Origin of the sequence: Streptomyces minutiscleroticus (genome assembly GCF_014650875.1) — a bacterium.
GTDB classification, from domain to species: domain Bacteria; phylum Actinomycetota; class Actinomycetes; order Streptomycetales; family Streptomycetaceae; genus Streptomyces; species Streptomyces minutiscleroticus.
Window position 1 is genome coordinate 1 of the sequence record NZ_BMVU01000097.1, and the last position, 17,248, is coordinate 17,248.

At 70.5% G+C, this 17,248-nt stretch carries 12 protein-coding genes and 5 pseudogenes; 4 read left to right on the plus strand and 13 right to left on the minus strand.

The features are described 5' to 3' along the window. Positions 1–136: 136 nt before the first annotated feature. On the minus strand, positions 137–2,896 hold the full coding sequence (locus tag IE271_RS38065) for an ATP-binding protein (protein ID WP_229919881.1): 2,760 nt from the start codon (positions 2,894–2,896) through the stop codon (positions 137–139). Between the two features lie 116 nt (positions 2,897–3,012). Here IE271_RS38065 and IE271_RS42900 point away from each other — a divergent pair. Next, positions 3,013–4,325: pseudogene (locus IE271_RS42900) on the plus strand (helicase associated domain-containing protein); the annotation flags it as partial. An 11-nt stretch (positions 4,326–4,336) separates the two neighbouring features. On the opposite strand, the gene IE271_RS42905 reads toward IE271_RS42900, so the two are convergent. The 11 genes and pseudogenes from IE271_RS42905 to IE271_RS38125 all read right to left on the minus strand — a co-directional run bounded on the left by IE271_RS42905 (position 4,337) and on the right by IE271_RS38125 (position 13,236). Then, complete coding sequence (locus tag IE271_RS42905; RefSeq protein WP_229919882.1) at positions 4,337–4,579, minus strand: hypothetical protein; 243 nt, start codon at positions 4,577–4,579, stop codon at positions 4,337–4,339. A 182-nt stretch (positions 4,580–4,761) separates the two neighbouring features. Beyond that, positions 4,762–6,003, minus strand: a complete 1,242-nt coding sequence (locus IE271_RS38075) for a low temperature requirement protein A (RefSeq protein ID WP_190195049.1) — start codon at positions 6,001–6,003, stop codon at positions 4,762–4,764. Then, positions 6,000–6,359 carry a putative antibiotic biosynthesis monooxygenase gene (locus IE271_RS38080; RefSeq protein WP_190195050.1) on the minus strand — a complete coding sequence of 120 codons (360 nt, stop codon included), beginning with the start codon at positions 6,357–6,359 and terminating at the stop codon, positions 6,000–6,002. Before IE271_RS38080 ends, IE271_RS38075 begins: the two co-directional genes overlap by 4 nt. A 223-nt stretch (positions 6,360–6,582) precedes the next feature. Next, positions 6,583–6,735 (minus strand): annotated as a pseudogene (locus IE271_RS44200) (SDR family NAD(P)-dependent oxidoreductase); the annotation flags it as partial. Positions 6,736–6,807: 72 nt separating this feature from the next. Further along, positions 6,808–8,265 (minus strand): aldehyde dehydrogenase family protein, encoded by a 1,458-nt coding sequence (locus IE271_RS38090; protein ID WP_190195043.1) that lies wholly within the window; start codon positions 8,263–8,265, stop codon positions 6,808–6,810. 117 nt (positions 8,266–8,382) lie between these two features. Continuing rightward, positions 8,383–9,220: pseudogene (locus tag IE271_RS38095) on the minus strand (IS5 family transposase). A gap of 335 nt (positions 9,221–9,555) precedes the next feature. After that, a complete protein-coding gene (locus tag IE271_RS38100; RefSeq protein WP_190195044.1) occupies positions 9,556–9,804 on the minus strand; it encodes a hypothetical protein in 249 nt (82 codons plus the stop codon). 389 nt (positions 9,805–10,193) lie between these two features. Then, positions 10,194–10,484: a hypothetical protein gene (locus IE271_RS38105; protein WP_229919885.1), complete on the minus strand. Its 291-nt coding sequence runs from the start codon at positions 10,482–10,484 to the stop codon at positions 10,194–10,196. A 12-nt stretch (positions 10,485–10,496) separates the two neighbouring features. Further along, positions 10,497–11,044: pseudogene (locus IE271_RS44205) on the minus strand (SDR family NAD(P)-dependent oxidoreductase); the annotation flags it as partial. Positions 11,045–11,071: 27 nt separating this feature from the next. Further along, positions 11,072–11,860: an SDR family NAD(P)-dependent oxidoreductase gene (locus tag IE271_RS38120; RefSeq protein WP_190195046.1), complete on the minus strand. Its 789-nt coding sequence runs from the start codon at positions 11,858–11,860 to the stop codon at positions 11,072–11,074. 80 nt (positions 11,861–11,940) lie between these two features. Continuing rightward, the gene (locus IE271_RS38125; protein ID WP_190195047.1) at positions 11,941–13,236 is read right to left on the minus strand and encodes an alpha/beta hydrolase family protein; all 1,296 of its coding nucleotides are present in this window, start codon (positions 13,234–13,236) and stop codon (positions 11,941–11,943) included. Positions 13,237–13,372: 136 nt separating this feature from the next. Between IE271_RS38125 and IE271_RS38130 the strand changes: the two genes are divergently transcribed. Both IE271_RS38130 and IE271_RS38135 read left to right on the plus strand, forming a co-directional pair. Beyond that, positions 13,373–13,936: a MarR family winged helix-turn-helix transcriptional regulator gene (locus IE271_RS38130; protein ID WP_229919884.1), complete on the plus strand. Its 564-nt coding sequence runs from the start codon at positions 13,373–13,375 to the stop codon at positions 13,934–13,936. Between the two features lie 1,071 nt (positions 13,937–15,007). After that, complete coding sequence (locus tag IE271_RS38135) at positions 15,008–15,754, plus strand: hypothetical protein (protein WP_190195048.1); 747 nt, start codon at positions 15,008–15,010, stop codon at positions 15,752–15,754. Positions 15,755–16,251: 497 nt separating this feature from the next. On the opposite strand, the gene IE271_RS38140 is transcribed toward IE271_RS38135, so the two are convergent. Continuing rightward, a complete protein-coding gene (locus tag IE271_RS38140; protein ID WP_190195052.1) occupies positions 16,252–16,599 on the minus strand; it encodes a DUF6415 family natural product biosynthesis protein in 348 nt (115 codons plus the stop codon). 376 nt (positions 16,600–16,975) lie between these two features. Here IE271_RS38140 and IE271_RS38145 point away from each other — a divergent pair. Further along, a pseudogene (locus tag IE271_RS38145) lies at positions 16,976–17,152 on the plus strand (alpha-glucosidase); the annotation flags it as partial. Positions 17,153–17,248: the final 96 nt, after the last annotated feature.

Sequence of the window (17,248 nt, forward strand, 5' to 3'; positions counted from 1 at the left end):
CGACAAACGCGACTACATCTTCAACGGCACCCTCACCGTCACCGCCATCGTCATCTGGCTCCGCGACACCGTTCAAGAGCCATCAGAAACGACCTAGGCCAGTACCGGGGCAGTGCTGGGACCCGACCGGCAGCTCTCACAGCCGGGTGGCCGAAGGCTCGGGAGGCAGCGCCTCCAGTGCGTCGCGGAGCTCGGCCCGCGACGTGATCCCCAGCTTCGGGAACACACGGTAGAGATGCGACGACACGGTCCGCGGCGAAAGGAACAGACGCGACGCGATCTGCGGGTTGGACAGCCCCGTCGCCGCCAGCCTGGCGACCTCCAGCTCCTGCGGGGTGAGGGCCTCACCGGCCTTGCCCCGGCCGGTCCGCGTCATGCCGGTGGCGCGGAGCTCCGCCGCGGCCCGGGCCTCCCACGAACGGGCCCCGAGTTCCGCGAAGCGGTCGCGGGCGGCGGCCAGCTGCACCCGGGCGTCACGGTTGAGCCCCTGACGGCGCAGCCTCTCGCCGTACGCCAGACGAGCACGGCCGACCTCGAAGGGCCACTGCTCGACGCCCGGCAGCGCGAGTGCCTCCTCGAAGCACCGGACCATGTCCTCGGCAGCCGATGTCATCGCCGTGACCGTGGCCGAGCTCAGCGCGAGCCGCGACGAGAGGTGGCCGACACCGGCGTCGCGCAGCGCGTCCGCGTGCCGTCGCGCCTCCGCGTGCCGCCCGGTGCGCACGGCGGCCTCGACGAGGTCCGGCGCGGACCAGACGGCTTCGGGGTTGAACGGCGGCAGCACACCCGGGGCGCAGATCGCTGTGGCGTGCCGGAAGGCTGTCTCGAAGTCGGCGGCGCCGAGGGCCGCCCGGGCCGCCGCTTGGTGGGCGCAGTTCTCCAGCCGCCGCAGTCCCCTGGGCCCTGACCACCCCCAGATGTCCTCGCAGTGGCGGCGGCACGCGTCGAGGTCGCCGCGCTGGGCCGCGGCCATCGCGGCGATGTAGTGCCCCACCTGGGCGAACAAGTGGTATCCCGTCTCTTCGGACAGGGCGATGAGCTCGTTCGCGGCGTCGGCCGACGGCTGCCACCGGCCGGTGTAGAGGTCGTCCAGGGCGACGAACATCAGGGCCGGCATGCTCGACCCCACCGCGTCGCCGTCGCGTATGACCCGGGACACGGCCTCGCGACAGCCCGGAAGCCGGTCGAGGTAGGAGGCGGTCAGGGCGGTGCGGACGACCACGTCGGCGTTGCTCTGGTCCCTCAGCCGCGCGATCTCCTCGTCCAGGCGGCGCAGCATGCCGTCGGTGATGGAGCCGAGGTCGTGGTGGACGCGCCCCAGGGACGCCGCGGCGGCGGGCGCCGCCGCGGGAAGCTGTGCGAGGACCTTGGACAGAGGCTGCCAGTGCTCGGGCCGGCCCGAGTACTGGCTGGCGAGCGTGAGGGTGAACAGCGCGGTCTCCAGCTCGCCGGACGGCGGACCGGGCGACATCGGCGCCTGCTCGATCGCCTCCATCAGCAGCGCGTGGGCGGTGTCGGCGTCCCCTTCCGTGACGAGCACGAGGAAGCCGGCCGTCGCGGCCGCCGAGAGCGACCGGACCGCCGGATCGCCCTCGACCTCACGCATGATCTCGTGGCTGACCTCCAGATGACCCGCGACCCAGGCGGCGACGTAGGCGGCCTGCGACAGGCGGCGTCTGCGGACTGCTCGGTCGGGGCTCAGCTCGGCCGCGCGCCGCAGCCTCGCGATCGCGCCGTCGGCGTCACCGCGTCGCAGACTGCTGCGGGCCGCCGACTCCACGACGGCGGCGACCGCCTCGTCGGGCGCCGTCGTCGCTCTCGCGAGGTGGTCACCGCGCCGCTCGGGCTGGTCGCCCAGCGCGTCGGCCAGCCGACGGTGGGCGCTGCGCCGCTGCTCGCCGGTGGAACCGTCGACCACCGCGGACCTGACCAGCGGGTGCCTGAAACGCACCGTGCGGCCGTTCTCCGCGACCATGACCAGGTGGTCGCGCTCCGCGGGAGCGAGCCCGTCGAGCCCGCCCGGCCCGCCGGCCGCCTCGAGGATGCCGATGTCGCCGGAGCCCTCGAGAGCCGCGAGCAGCAGTACCTCGCGCGTTCTCTGCGGTAGCCGTCCGACGCGGGCGCTGTACAGGGCGCGCACGTCCCGTCCCTGGCCGCTCGCCCACCCCGCCCCTTGGCCGTGTTGGCCGCCGGACGCCCCGGTGGACCCGGCGAACTCGAGCAGAGCCAGGGGGTTTCCCTGTGCCTCGTGCGCCAAGGTCGAAAGGACCCGGCGGGGGAGGTGGGCGAAGCGCCGGGACAGCAGTCGCAGGGCGTCCGCGTCGTCCAGCGGCGCGATCTCGAGCTCCGGCAGACCGGTGGACCGGAAGGATTCGTCGGACTCCTCTCGCTGTGCTCCGAGCAGCCCGATGCGGCGACCGCCCAGTCTTCTGGCGACGAAACCCACCGCGGCCCGGCTCGCCTGGTCGACGGCATGAAGGTCATCGACCACGAGGAGCAACGGCCGCTCCTTCGCGGCCTCGTCGAACAGGGACAGTGCCGCGTTAAGGACGGCGATCCGGCTCGGCGCGGGACCGGCGCCGAGCCCGAGGGCGACCTCGAGGGCCTCCCGCGTGGAATGCGGCAGACGACCGAGCTCGTCCGGCAGCGAGCCGACGAGCTGATGGAGTCCCGCGAAGCTGATGTCCGTCTCGTACTCGTCGCCGCTCCCGCGGACGACCCGCATTCCCTTCGCCACCGCCAGCTCGGCGGTCGCGTCCAGGAGTGCCGTCTTGCCCACGCCCGGATCACCGGTGAGCAGCAGGGCGGCTCCGTTCGTCCCGGCCATGTCCAGGAACGCCGCAAGCTCGGCGAGCTCGCCCTCCCGGCCGACCAGTCCGGTCGGGCCGACGCCCATGTCTGTCCTTGACTTCGCCCACATCCGCCGTGTCCCTCGCTATGCCTCGCGAGGCAGTCGAACCACCAGCCACGCACTTGACCAGCAATTATCGCACCCACCGGCAAACGGAGCCTGAAGCCACCTGCTTCGCCGACACCCGCAGCTCCCAGACGAAGATCATGCAGAACACCAGCCGGGCGCTGCGGCCCCACCGCAACGACAGCACGAAGGTCACGTGGATCATCGTGCCGGTCGTCCCCCCGCCCGGCAAAGACCCGGCCGACATGGTCGCCTCCGCCAGCTACCGCCCCCTCGTCGCCGTCCTCCAGAGGCATGCGGCAGTCTTGATGAACGACTCGTCGAGCAGCTCGCCTCCCGCGCACACACCAGCGGACAGCGCGAGACTCACGTCCGACGCGACGAAGACGACGAATCATCGGCGCCGGCGCCGGCGGCGAGGACGACGGCGAAGACCAGGGACACGACGACGCCGACGCCGCTGCAGAGTCCGCCCTGCTCCACTTCTCCACCCTGCGCGACCAGCGACCATCGCGGCCTCACTGCGCACCCGTGTCTACCGACCCGGATCCCGGATCTGGCCGCAGGGCTGACAAGCCCTGCGGCGCTGGCGAGCCGAGAACGAGATCACCGGCCTCTACGCCGTCCCGTACGACACGGGACCGGGGTTGGCGCGACGAAGGCTTCTCCGCTTGGGAGGTGGCTTCACCAGCAGAGAAAGGCGCTGCGGGCGGGTGAGCTGGAACCGCGGCGCAAAGAGCTGCTCGACGCACGCGAGGCCGGGATGGTCTGGGAACCGCGCGAAGGAGGCATGGGAGGCCAAGCTCGCCGCACTTCGGTCCTACCGGCGGGCTACAGGGCACCTCGCACCGCGTCAGGACGCAGTGGGGCGAGGGCGAAGCGATGGTGCCCATCGGGCAACACTTGGCCAACCTCCGGCAAGGGCGGCCTCGGGAAGGCCCCGAGCGGGCCGCGGAACGCGCGAAGCAGCTCGCCGCGATCGACCCGGACCGGAATTGCCCCTGGCCCTGGACTGGCAACGCCACTACCGCGTCCTCGCCGACCTGGTCGGCGCCGACGGCAGCCTTCCCGAAATCCAGCCCGCAGTGCTGATGGATGGCGACGACATCGGACGGTGGCTCCAGCGGCAGACCCAGCCGGGCACATGGGCGCAGCTGTCGACCGAACAGCAGGAGCGACTGTCCAGGTTGGGCATCACGCCCGCCGAGGCTCCCTCTGGCGCGCCCCGGCGGCGAGGCGTGCGGCGAAAAGGGGCCCGAGCAACGCGCAGCAGGCGTTCTGGCGCGGCCCGGCAGCCTTCGGGCAATGGGTTGAACGGGAAGGCGCCCGCCGGCCAGTCCCGCGCGGTCCGGGGCTTGTTCTGCTTCTCCCGGGCGATCCCGATGCGCTTGAGGACCGGGAAGGGCTTGTCGGCAGCGATCAGGACTGCCTCGTTGATTGGTGACGTGGCCTGTTGTGGAGCCAGAGGTAGTCCTTGGCGGAGAACAGGTCCTCGATGTCAGCCGTCCCGGCGAGCCCTTCGAGTTGGCTGATGACGGTGATGTGGGTGGCGTCGACGGTGGCGGCCTGAGCGGCGTTGAGGACCTTGGTTGGTCTCGGCTCCGTCGATGAGTGCGCGACCCACTCGGCGGTGCCCACAGCGCGTACAGTCGCGTGGGTCACCGCGTCCCCGCCCCACCGTGACGACGTCGTCCAGAGCCAGCGGGTCCGCGGTGCCGAGCGGATGCGTCACCGTAGCCGGCGTGAACAACGTGTCGCCGTCGCTTGAGCAGGTGCACCGGGCGCACGGCACGGGCGCCCTCGTACGCCGTGCCGGCCAGGTTCCCGCGGCGGCGAGGGTTCCCTCACAGAACTGGCACCGCGACGCTTTCCTCGCCCCTCCCGCGCTCCGGGCTCGCCCCGAGCGCCGTCAGCGTCACCCCGGCTGCCACCGCCAGCGCCGCCACCAGCCCCGCCGCGAGCACCGCCCAGTGACCCAGGAACGTACAGACGCCCACCAGCAGCGCCGTGGCCGGCAGCACCGACTGCTGGGCGATCCCCACCTTGTAGAAGCGCGAGTGCAGCGCCCACACCGTGAGCAGGAACAGCGCTGTCGGCAGCGTCACCGCCGCCGACGCCGACAGCGCCGAAAGGTGCACCTTGCCCACCGCCTGCTCCACCGCCACCTCCAGGCCGGCCCCGATCGCGGCACCCGAGACGAAGATCAGGTAATGGCCGTAGCCCCAGAGGAAGGACTGCCGGTTGGACCGGAGGTGCCCGTGGATGGGGACCGCGAAGTACACCCACCAGGCGGCGAAGATGATCAGCAGTCCGCCGGCGGCGATGGGCAGCAACTCACCCAGGGCCTCGTGCTCGTCGATCCCCGACTTCACGGCGACGGTGGCTGCCGCGATGGTCTCGCCGAGCACGATGAGCGTGAGCAGCCCGTACCGTTCGGCGATGTGGCGGGGGTGCCACGGCGTGGGGTGGGCCCGCTCCGCATACAGCGGTACGGCCATCTCCAGCAGCGCCATCACCAGGAAGACCCACGGGCGGCCGGCCTCCGGCAGGGCCAGTAGCCCCAGCCAGCCGATCTGGCACAGCCCGATGGCGTACCGCAGCGCCATCGTCTGCTCGGGGCCCTGGCTCGACCGCGCCACGCGCAGCCACTGCGCCGTCATGGCGAGCCGCATGATCACATAGCCCAGGATGACGACCAGGTACGCGTGTTCCTCGAACGCCTGGGAGATGCCTGCAGTCAGGACGAGCACGCCGGCTATCTGGATCAGCGTGACGATCCGGTACAGCACGTCGTCGTTGTCGTAAGCCGAGGCGAACCACGTGAAGTTCATCCACGCCCACCAGATGGCGAAGAAGATCATCAAGTAGTTGAGGGTCCCCTCGCCCGTGTGTCCCTCGACTATGGCGTGCACCAACTGGGCGCCTGCCTGGGCTACGGCCACGATGAAGCACAGGTCGAAAAAGAGCTCCAGTGAGGAGACGCCGCGGTGGGTCTCGTCGCGGCCTCGCGCCGTGAGCCTGCGCAGTGGTCGGTGGTGTGCGGGCGCCGCGGAACACGCCGGCGGCGGAGCCGGGCTGCTTGTCATTTGGTGAGCCAAGCTCCGAAATGCCGCTGCAGTCGGGGATTGATCTGCCAGACCATCGCTGCTGCTGCCGCCGGGACGAGTACAGCGAGTCGCACCGGTAGGTACAGACCTTCCAGAACAGGGTTCGTGGCCAGGCCCAGCAGGACGATGGTGGGGTAGATAGCGCACACGGTGAGGAGCCACAGCTTCCAACGCCGGACGGCGGCCGGAACGGTGGGGCCGAGCCGGGGTTCGGTGTTCGCGGACGCGTTCCGGTTCTGCTCCCGGAGCGTGTGCCGGATGTCTGTCACTGCCGGTGGGCTTGGCAGTCCAGGGTCGTCGGCACCGTAGGCGTGGGAAACAGTTCTCTCGTTCATGGACCCCTCCACATCGAAATGCTGCGTATCGTTTTGATTCCATCGGTTCCTGCGCGGCCGAGGCGATGTTGGCGCTGCGTGATGGGCTGCCCGCGCGCAACAGCGGCAGCAGTTGCCGGATGAGCATCACAGGGCTCAGATGGTTCACCGCCAGCCGCTGCTGGTGCCGTACCGCCACTTCGGCCGCGAGTCGCTGGGTCTTGGCCGGAGCGGACAAGTCGGCGATGTATTGCTCGGCCCCGAAACGCTGCGCGATCCGCACCGGTTGCTGCGGGTTGCGATCGTGCAGAAGCAACTGGTGCCCGGCTTCCGCAAACTCCTCAGCCAGAGCGAGACCAAGACCGTTCGTCGCTCCGGTGATCAGAATCGACGGCATGGTGCGGCCTTCTCGTGCGGAGACCCGGGCCCGGCGCCCGGGCGGGCGCCGGCCCGGTCATGATCTGATCAGTCAGTGAGCGGATTGAGTGTGGTCCTGCTCCACGTACACCTTGAGGGCCTGGAACTCCTCGATCGCTCGCGGGCCGCACAGGTAGCCGTAACCGCTGCCCTTGACGCCGCCCTCCTCGAAGTCCTCGCTGATGGCCCCCCAGGTGTTGATCCATACCGTGCCGGTGCGGATGCGCCGGGCGATCCGGCGGGCCTTCATCGAGTCCGAGCTGAACACCGAGGCGGCCAGGCCGTAGATGGTGGCGTTCGCCTTGGTCACGGCGTCGTCCTCGTCGTCGAAGACCTCGAACGTCTGGACCGGACCGAAGACCTCTTCCTGCACGATCCGGACGTCGGTGCGGTCCACCTCGATCAGGCTCGGCCGGTAGAACGCCCCGGCGGCCAGGGGGCCGTCGGTGACCACACCGCCGCGCAGCAGTACCGTGCCGTACGAGGCGGCTTCCTCGACGATCGCGTCCACCCGCTGGGCGGACGCCCGGTCGATCACCGGGCCGAGCTGGGCCTTCTCGTCGTCGCCCGAGCCGAGCCGCACCTGCGCGAGCGCGCTGGTGAGCCGGGTGCGCACCTGGTCGGCGATGTCCCGGTGAACCAGTACGCGGGAGCCGGTGCAGCAGAACTGCCCGTTCATCAGCACCAGCGACTGCACCACGGTGGGGATCACCATGTCCAGATCGGCGTCGGGAAAGATCACCATCGGTGCCTTGCCACCCAGTTCCAGACCGAGCCGCTTGAGCGTGGTGGAGGCCGCGGCCGCGATGCTGCGCCCGACCGGCGTACTGCCGGTGTAGTTGATCACGTCGACCTTGTCCGAGGAGACCAGGAACGGGGCCCCGGTGTTGCCGGACTCGGTGAACACGCTGACCACGCCCGCCGGGATCTCCGGGACCGAGGCCAGGACCTGCGCGAAAAGCTCATTGGTCAGCGCCGTCTGAGCCGGGAGCTTGACCACGACGGTGCAGCCGGCGGCCAGCGCCGGGCCCAGTGCCCGCACGGTCAGCATGATGGGGGAGTTCCAGGGAGAAATGATCCCGGCGACACCGAGCGGCTCGGGCACCGAGTGGGTGTACTGGCCGGGTGCCGTCTCGGCGGCACGCCCGGCGGTCTGGGTGCGCGCAGAGGCCGCCGCGTACCGCAGCCACCCGACCGCACCGCTGACCTCCCACGTGGTCTCACCCAGCAGCTTGCCGTTCTCCCGGGACAACATGGCCGCAACCTCGGGTATCCGGGCCTCGAGGGCGTCGGCCAGCCGGCTGAGTGCGGTCGCCCGGAGCGAGGGAGTGCGCGCCCATGCGGTGGTCTCGAACGCGGCGGCGGCGGCGTCCACGGCGGCCGAAGCCTCTGCCTCGCCACCGTCGTAGAACGAGCCGACGACGGTGCCGTCGGCCGGGTTGATCGATTCCAGAACCGAGCCGGATCCGGTCCACTGTCCGTTGATCCAGTGCTGCGCGATGGTGTTCATGGTCTGCTCCTCGTGGTCTCGCCCGGGTACCGGGCGGTTTCGATGTCTCCACGAGAATGGCTCGGCGGCCGTGCCGACAGCCTCCGTCAGCTGACTGACATCCGGCCGACGCCTCGCTTAGAACTCCTGACAAAAGGCGAGGTTTCTCAGTCGTCGCCAGCAGATGATGCTGCAGGCCAGGCTGAGGAACGCTTCGTGGAGGTCGTCGCGTATCTCCCAGCGGATGCGGAGCCGGCGCAACCAGTGCAACAGCGCGAAGCCCTGCTCGACGACCCAGCAGTGGACTCCCGGCCCGGAGCCGTGCTCGGTGCCGCGGCGGGCGATGACCGGAGTGACCCCGAGGGTCCGGACCTGCTTGCGGTACTTGTCGTGGTCGTAGCCGCGGTCGGCATGGAGCGCTTCGGGGCGCCGGCGGGGTCGGCCACGTCGTCCCCGCACCGCCGGGACGGCCTGCAGCAGGGGGCATGAGCTGGGTGACGTCGCCCACGGTTGCCGCCGGTCAGGGGCACGGCCGGCGTAATGCCGTGCGCTTCGGTGATCAGATGGTGCCTGGAGCCCGGTCGGGCACGGTCGACCGGGCTCGGTCCGGTCGTGGGCCGCCCTTCATGGCCCGCACATGCGAGCCGTCGATCGCCGCCCTCGACCACTCCAGCGCACCGGCGGCGTGCAGCTCGGCCAGGAGTGATTCGTGCAGCCGCTGCCACACCCCCGCCTCGTTCCAGTCCCGCAGGCGCCGCCGGCACGTCATGCCGGAGCCGAACCCCAGCTCCTGGGGCAAAAACTCCCGCGGAATGCCGGTGTACAGCACGAACAGGATCCCGCACAGGACCGTGCGGTCCTCCAGACGCCTACGCCCCGGACGGCCCGCTCCGCGCGGCACGACCGGCAACAACGGCTCGATCCGCGCCCACAGCCCATCCACCACGATCCATGGAAGCTGCTCACCCCTCCTCACGCGAAGGCCAACACCCCATCTCACGGCCGCATTCCAAGGGATCACACCCACTTCTGTTAGGAGTTCTTACTGTTCGGCGGGCGCCGTCATGCTCACCGGCCGTTGTGAAAGAAGCATGGTCGAGCGCACCGCCGCGGGTGAGGGTGGTGACCTTGGTAATGCCCGCTGCGGTGCGTTGCGCGTGGGCACCGGCGATCAGACCCTCGTCGACGTTGAGAGTGGTGATGTGCCCGCTGTTGCCGATCAGGTGCCTCGGCGGGGCGGCGTTGTAGTCGGCGCCGGCGTCGATCTCGAGGATCGACTCACTCGGCCGGACCTGAGCTGCTGCAGCGTCATCACGATGGCCCTGGTTGCGCGGTGCAGGAGATCGGCGTGCCATCGATGTCGCACTCGATGCTTACCGGCGCGTCGGCGTAGGCATCTGCCAGCGAGGCGTCAGGCACAAAGGGGTGGCGGAGCGCGGTGTGCGGCGCGGTCTCGACTGCCAGCGTGCGGACGTGCCCTCCCGCCTGGAGCTGGTCGACCAGGGCTGTGCGGAGCTGCTCGCCGGCGGTGCTGGCGGCAGTGCGCAGGTCGGAGGTCATCGCATCGGCAGTATCGGCCTGGAGGACAACCAAGCACCGTGCCGGTTCGGACAGCCTGTGCAGGCGGGTCGTCGCAAGGCTTCATGGCTACGCCCGTTACCGCGATGCGAGAGGCGCGTTGATCTTGCCATGGAGATGCGACTGGGCGTTGAGGGCGGACCCGCTGACGGCCACGAGGTGATGGTGCACACGGACACCGGCCTCCCGCCCGGCCGGCAGATCCTCCAGGGAGCCCGCTACGTCCTTCGTGTGTGGGGTGCCGCACCTCACGAGGAGGCCGACTGGCATATCGCTGGTTGCAGCCGTAACGCTGTCATGAACGACTACGGTTCCTTGAACGCCGGGCAAGCAGCATCGCTCCGGGCGAGGCGGCGTCGATTCGGTGGATATCAAGTGGCGGTGGGCCAGGTCCTCAACAGAGCGGCGATCTTCTTGGCGGTGCAGGCGGAATCCAGCAGCAGGTCCTTGAGGGCGATGGCGTCCTCGCGGGCGGGCTTGACGGGTATCCCGGCAGCTTCGAGGTACATGACGCCGGTGGCGGCGGCAACAGCCAGATTGGAGCGCTCCAGCCAGCGGCACCGCCCCAGGGTATGCACCAGGGCTGCGGCCTTGGCGTAGGGGCCGTCGTAGACGGAGCCCGATCCGAAATTGATGATCCGTCCTCCGCCGTTGCGCTTCATCAGCGGCAGCAACGCCCGAACCATGAGGAACGCCCCGGTCAGGTTGATGTCGAGGACCTGGTGCCAGTCCTCGGGGGAGATTCTTCAAATGGCGTGATCGGGAAGAAGCCGGCGCAGTTGATGAGCACGTCGACATGTCCGCTGAGCTGGCGCGCCGTCTCGGCCAGCCGCCGGCAGTCCTCCGCAGAGGAGACGTCGGCGGTCTCAACGACCAGCCTGCCGGGATGTGAAAGGTCGTCACGCAGGCGGTCGAGCACGCCCGCGTTGGTGTCTGTCGCCACAACGGTATCGCCGTTGTCCACAAAGCGCTTGACGAGCGGCGCTCCCACGCCTCCTCCGGCTCCGGTGATGACGACGACTCGTCCGGTATTCACGGTTGCCTCCAGCCGGTCTTTCTCGCAGTGGGCTGTCTCGCCGGATCGGGGGGCCTGCCCGCGGCGTCGGGGCGGGGTGGTCGGTGCAGCCGCGTATGCCGCCGGCGTAGGACGTGCGGAGTCGGGCTCGTTGAGAGGCCCGCCGGCCCGCACGCGCTCGACAAGAGGTGCGCGGTGTCGCTTCACGGACCGGCTCGCCGGTGGGTTGGTCGGCTAGAACGTCCCGCCGTCCAGTTGGAGGGTGCGGCCGGTCATGTAGGCGGCGTCGTCGGAGGCGAGGAAGGCGTAGCCCGCCGCGACCTCCTCGGGCCGGGCGAAGCGCCGCAGGGCGGCCAGCGTGCCGAGCAGCCGCGGCAGATCCTGTGTGCCGGACAGGTCGGGGTGCACGTAGCGGGGCGCGGCCTCCGCGGCCATGTCCGTGTCGGTCCCGCCGGGGGCGATGGCGTTGATGGTGATGCCCCGGGTGCCCAGCTCGGCCGAGAGGTTCAGCACCATCGATTCCACGGCGGCCTTGCTGGCCGCGTACAGGGTGTGGTGGAAGACGGCCTTGGAGGCGCTCACGGAGGAGGTCAGCACGATCCGGCCGCCCTCGGGCAGATGCGGCGTGGCATATTGCACGGTGAGCAGTTGCCCGCGTGTGTTCACCGCGAAGACGCGGTCGAAGTCGGCCGGTGTGATCGTCTCCAGTGCGCCGAAGTATTCGATGCCTGCGCAGGAGGCGACCACGTCCAGCTGCCCGAACTCGGTCGCCGCCCGCTCGATCAGCGCCGCGATCTGTGCCGGCTCGGCGACGTCGGCCTGGACGGCGATCGCCCGGCCGCCCGCAGTGGACAGTTCGGCCACCAGCGCGTCTGCGGCCTGCTGGTTGCCCCGGTAACCGATCGCCACGGCCGCGCCCTCGGCGGCCAGCCGCCGGGCCACGGCCGCGCCGATCCCGCGGCTCCCACCGGTCACGATGGCCGCCTTGCCTGCGAAACGCCCCTGCTGCGTGGTTGACACCATTGTTCTGCGTCCTCATCTCGTCTCGTCTTGTCTCGGGCTGCGCGCGGTGCGGCGGGCCGGGTCATCGCGCCCGCGCCGCCTCAGGCCCGTGCCGCCAGCGCCTCGTCGAGCCAGGCGTAGACAATCTGCTCGGCGCCGGGATTCCCCATGTGCCGGCGCCCGCCCCGCACGATCAGGTCTGTGCCGCTGCCTTGGGTTCCGGCCAGGATGCTGTCCTCGATCGGGAAGATCGAGTCCTCCGTCCCGTTGATGACGAGCAGCCTGCACGCCGGCGAGGCCAGTACGCCGGAGTCGGCGAGGCTGAACCGGTGGGCATCGGCGGCGTAGGCGGCGATCGCCGCCGTCGGGTCCGCGTCGCGGTAGCCGAACTTGTAGGCCAGTGCGTCGGCGAGTGCGAAGGGGTACTCCATCTGGTTCTGTGCGTGAATCCAGTCGGCGTCGAACATGTGGTGACAGCCGCCGCCCTGCGCCACCACCGCGAACAGGCGGTCGGCGTGGGTGTGGGCGACCCGCAGCGCGTTATACCCTCCGGTGCTGACGCCTCGGGCGAGGATCGTGTCGGGGTCGAACCCGATCTCGGGGGCGGTATCGACGATCCAGTCGAGGATGCTGCTCATCAGCCGGTCGGCTGACGCAGGGTCGTGCGGCGCCGCGGGGCAGTCGCCGGTGCCGGGGATCTCGAAGGAGAGCGTCGCACAGCCGTGGTCGACGTGCTCCTGGGTGCGCGATGTGTGGTCGGTCCGGTAGGCGTCCAGGCCGCAGATGAACAACACGACGGGCCACCCCGCGGCCGGCCGCGGCCCGCGGGGCAGGCGCAGATAGGCAGCGATGTCGGTGTCGTGGTCGCCTGCGGCGGTGTCGCAGTGCGCGAACGGAATCGCGACCTGCATGCTGGGCGGGTCCAGCAACTGCCCGGCCTGCTCATAGGCGGCTTTGCCCTTCTCCCACGACTCCTGGCCCAGCGGCGAGCGGACGATGGGGAACCGCGCTATCCGGTAGACCGCAGCCGCTCGCAGAAACAACTCCCGCGCCTGGTCGACCGCGCCCTGCTCCGCCGCTGCCTGCGCGGCGACGGTGAGGAGGTCGCCGATCGGGAGGAACGGCCTGGCGTAGTCGTCCGGCCGGTACAGGATGGCCGGATCGTCGTCGGAAACGGTGCGCAGTTCGGCGAAGACCGGCTCGAAGTCCGCAAGCTGCCCGTCGCCGAACGGGTAGACCCCGCCGGCGCAAAGGTCCCGCCACTTCGTCGACCACAGCGCCGACACCGACTCGTGGTGGGGGAACAGGGGGAAGCCGTCGCGCAGAACTTGGGCGGTGGACTGGACGTGGAAGGGCGGGGTGGCGCTCCCCGCGTCGGTGGCGGCGGTGTGGGTCATGGCGACTCCCCCGATCAGATTGCTTTGAACTCGAAGCAATTTGAACCATAGTTTGCTTCGAATGTGAAGCGAAAGAGGAGGCCGATGTAACGCGCGTCACGCAGGCGCTGCGAATTCGCAGCGATATGCTGAGTGGGTGACCGAGACCCGCCCCGAATCCGATCCCGGCCCGGACGCCGGGCCGAGTGACGACGATGCGCTGGACCCGGCCGAGCTGAAGACGCTCATCGCGCTCCTGGACTCCGTCAACCTGCTCCAATACCGGCTCGAACAGCGTTTGCGCGCCACGGTCGACCTCAGCTTCGTGCAGTTCCAGTTGTTGATCCGGCTGTTCGACGCCGGCGGCACGCAGAACATGACCCAGCTGGCGGATGGTGTGGTATACAGCCGCAGCGGGCTGACCTACCAGGCCGGACAGCTGGAGAAGGCCGGATTGATCTCCCGCGGACCCGACCCCGACGACGACCGCGCCATCGCCGTCGCCCTCACCGACGCCGGCCGCACGCTGCTGCGCAGCAGCGTGCCGGAACACGTCCGGCTGGCCCGTCGCCTGCTGTTCGACCCGCTGACCGGCGACGACCTGTCCCGCCTCGCCGAAATCATGTCCCGGGTCCACGACCACATGCGTGCCCAGCCCCCCCGCTCCGCGGACTCACTCCGCGGAGCGGGGCCAAAGGGGCGCAGGGAACCGCGTGAGTGAGTGCGTTGCGGCAAAGGGAGTCCCTGTTCGATGAGCAGGGGCTTCTTCGTGTGCGAAGCATGATCGCGGAAGGGTGGGGGCAGGCGGCGGCAGAGAGCATCGCCGTCGGGGTTGTCGAGCGCGTCGGTCAGGGTCTGTTCGTCCGCGCGGCCCGGGCGCCACCACACCGCCGCGTCCGCGCCGTGCTCCGTCATCTGCTCCAGGGTGGTGACGACGACCGGCACGGCCTGGCTGTAGTCCTTGGCCGCGATCGCCTGACGGCAGTAGGTCTCGTACCCGCGCGGAGCCCAGTAGCGGCGGCCGGCCTCCTCCAGCACGGCGACCGTGTTGGCGACCTTGGCCTTGGTGGTGTCGGCGAACACGAACGTGAGTGGCACCAGGCCCTCCCGGCCGGCCGGCGGGTAGACCCGCCGCCACAGCCGCTTGTCGCGGCCGACGTCCTCGATCGCGTCCGGCCGGGAACGGACCAGGTCCACGGCGCGCTTGTCCGCGTCCCGTGGCAGCAGCCGGCCCCACTCCCCGTACCGGCGCAGCTTGTGCACCAGCTCGTGCGCGTCCTCGGTACGGCGGTCGATCTCCAGCAGCATCACCGGCACCCCCGCCGCCGGCGCCCGCACCACCAGGTCCGCCCGCTGAACGTACCCGCCCGCGAGCCGGTGCAGGACCTCGGTCTGGAAGCAGGACCGGTGCCCGCTCCCGGCATAGTGCGGCTTGGTACGGGTCTTCCGGGCCGAGGCGGCCGGTCGGACGGAATGCCGCTGTCCCCTCTCCCGGGGACACCGGCGCATGGCGGGTCGGGGCTGCTGCCGTCGGTGCGCTGCTCACGGCGGGCGATCAGGAAACTCGCGCGTCATCTGGCCGCGCTGTGTCTCGCTGCTGGCCCGCCGCGGTCGCCGCCTCCGGGGCATCTCCTCTCACGCGCGCATCATTGGAGCCCGCCGCCGTGCCCACCCCTGCCCGGGGGTTGCGGATCACCGGCGCGACCAGGGCGAGTTGACCGGCTTTGCCACGCACCGCTATTGCTGTCGTCGGCTGCGGCTGCCGCTGTGGCGTCGCAGGAGGGGGATACGCATGATCGTGATCGGGTGGGCCGTCGCCGTGGCGGCCCTGGCAGTGGCGTGGATGCTTCAGCGGCTGGTGCGGTACCCGGGTGGATGGAGATACTCCTTCCACGAGGAGCACCGTGCGGCGCGCGAGGCCCTGAGGAATGCGCGCAATGCCGTACGCCAGGTGGGCAGGGCCGCGCGCCGTGAGCGGTGGCAGGCGCTGGCCGGGGTGCAGCGGGCCGAGTGGGCCTACCGGCGCCGGATCCGCCAGGCGGAGACGGAGCTCGAGCGGCTGCGCACACCGCGCCGCGGGGAGCGGATCGGGCAGCTGGGCGACATCACTCTGTACGAGCACTCCCTCGTCGTCCGTGAGGACGAGGTACCGCTTGCGGACCTGCAGGTCCGCTTCGAACTCGCCCGCTCCGCTCACTGGTCGTACGTGTATCTCACCCAGCCCGACGGGCGTGAACGGATGGAACGCTACGAGGACCAGGAGCACTCCGAGGACGCGGTGCGCCGGTTCACCGTGCAGATCCAGAACGCGGTCGCGGCCACGGACCGGGTGCAGAAGCAGCGCGCCGAGGAGATTCGTGTGCGAGAAGCTGGACTACGCGCGGCACGCCAGGCCACTGCGCCGCTTGAGGCGGCCCGCGAGCGGCTCGAGGAAACCCGGGTCCGCCACGACGCCGACCTCAAACTACCGCACGCGCGGGCAGCCCTCGATGACGCCCGCAGTGTATGGGCCGAGCTGACCGGCCGACGGCCGCTGTGACCAGACCGCACCACCAGAACTGGGCAGCTGCCCGGCGCCTGGACATCGGCCCGGGCCCGGGACGTGGTGGGACGGATTACTGCACCAGGGCGGCCAGAGCCTGGTCGGCCGTCTGTACGCCCCTCGTGGCCGCGATGGTGGTGCCGGCCTCGAGCTCCCTCTGACCCGGGCAGGCCTCATCCCAGCTCCGGACACGCCACATCGACTGGGATCACATGGTCCGGCTCGGGCGGGTCCGCTCCCCGCAGTCGATCGAGGTCCACTTCGCACCAGCTGGGCCAGGGCCGTCGATGTCGCGCTGGACACCACGGCGTCCGTCACCGCGGTCGTCCCCGCGCATCCCGAGACCGACCGGGAGCAGCTACGCGTGATGGAGAAAGGTCAGCGCTCTCCGCTCGCCTCACTGCGCCCAGATTCTGCGCCTGCGCACGCGCAGTCCTGCTGAGGGGGCAGCCCTCCGCACCCGGGCCCTTGGTCGCGCCGAGTGCGGAGGATGGTCACACGGCCCGGCGGTGCGCGGCCTCCAGGCGATACAGGCGTTCGTAGAGGGCGCGGACGAGGCGGGCGCGGTTCTGGACGCAGCGCACGGTGCCCTCGATCGTCACGGACAGCCGGCCTTCCGCCTCGCGCGGGACGACGTCGGCGAGCGCCCGTGGGCCGCTGTCCTTCGGCAGTCGGGCGGCGCGGCGGCGGACGTCGGAGGCGACTGCGCGGGCGTGGCCGGTGAGCTGGAGGGCGATCTGCTCGTAGTCGCGTTCGGCGAGCGCCTCCGGGCCGGTCCAGGCCAGGACGGCCTTCACCAGGCACTCGTACGGCTCTCGGTCGAGCGGGAGCCCCGCCTCGATGGTGCGATACCTGCCGCGCTGGCAGCGGGTGTGTGTCCGGCACGGGCGGCGGCTGCTGGACGCGGCGGCGATCTGCTCCACGTGGCTAACCAGCCCCGCCCGGGCGGTGTGCGGGGGCGGCACCGGCGAGGTGTTCGAGGAACGGGGTGGCTGACCACACATCCGCCGTCTCGTCGGCCAGCGGAAGATGCGGCGCGTACTCCTCCAGGATGTCCAGTCAGGCCAGCACCGGCCTGGAGGTGAAAAAGAAGGTGGTGAAGCACGGGTCCGCCCAGCTGGCCAGCTCCCGCGCCTCCGTCTCGCCCGGGGACGCGAGCGCGGTCAGCTGAAGGGCACGGTCGGCGCGGCCGGGCAGCAGCAACTCACGGGCGGCGGCCAGGACCCGGCGTACTTCCGCGGCGCCGGTCAGGACGGCTTCCGCGACGGCTGCCGGGTGCCGATCCCGTGGACCCGCGAGGGCTCCTCGTACGGCTTCGGCGACGGCGGCAGCCGGCTGCCGCAGCCGGCCGAGTGGGCCGAGCTGAGCGTCGAGGCCCAGACCGGCGTCCCCGGCTAGGTCGTTTCTGATGGCTCTTGAACGGTGTCGCGGAGCCAGATGACGATGGCGGTGACGGTGAGGGTGCCGTTGAAGATGTAGTCGCGTTTGTCG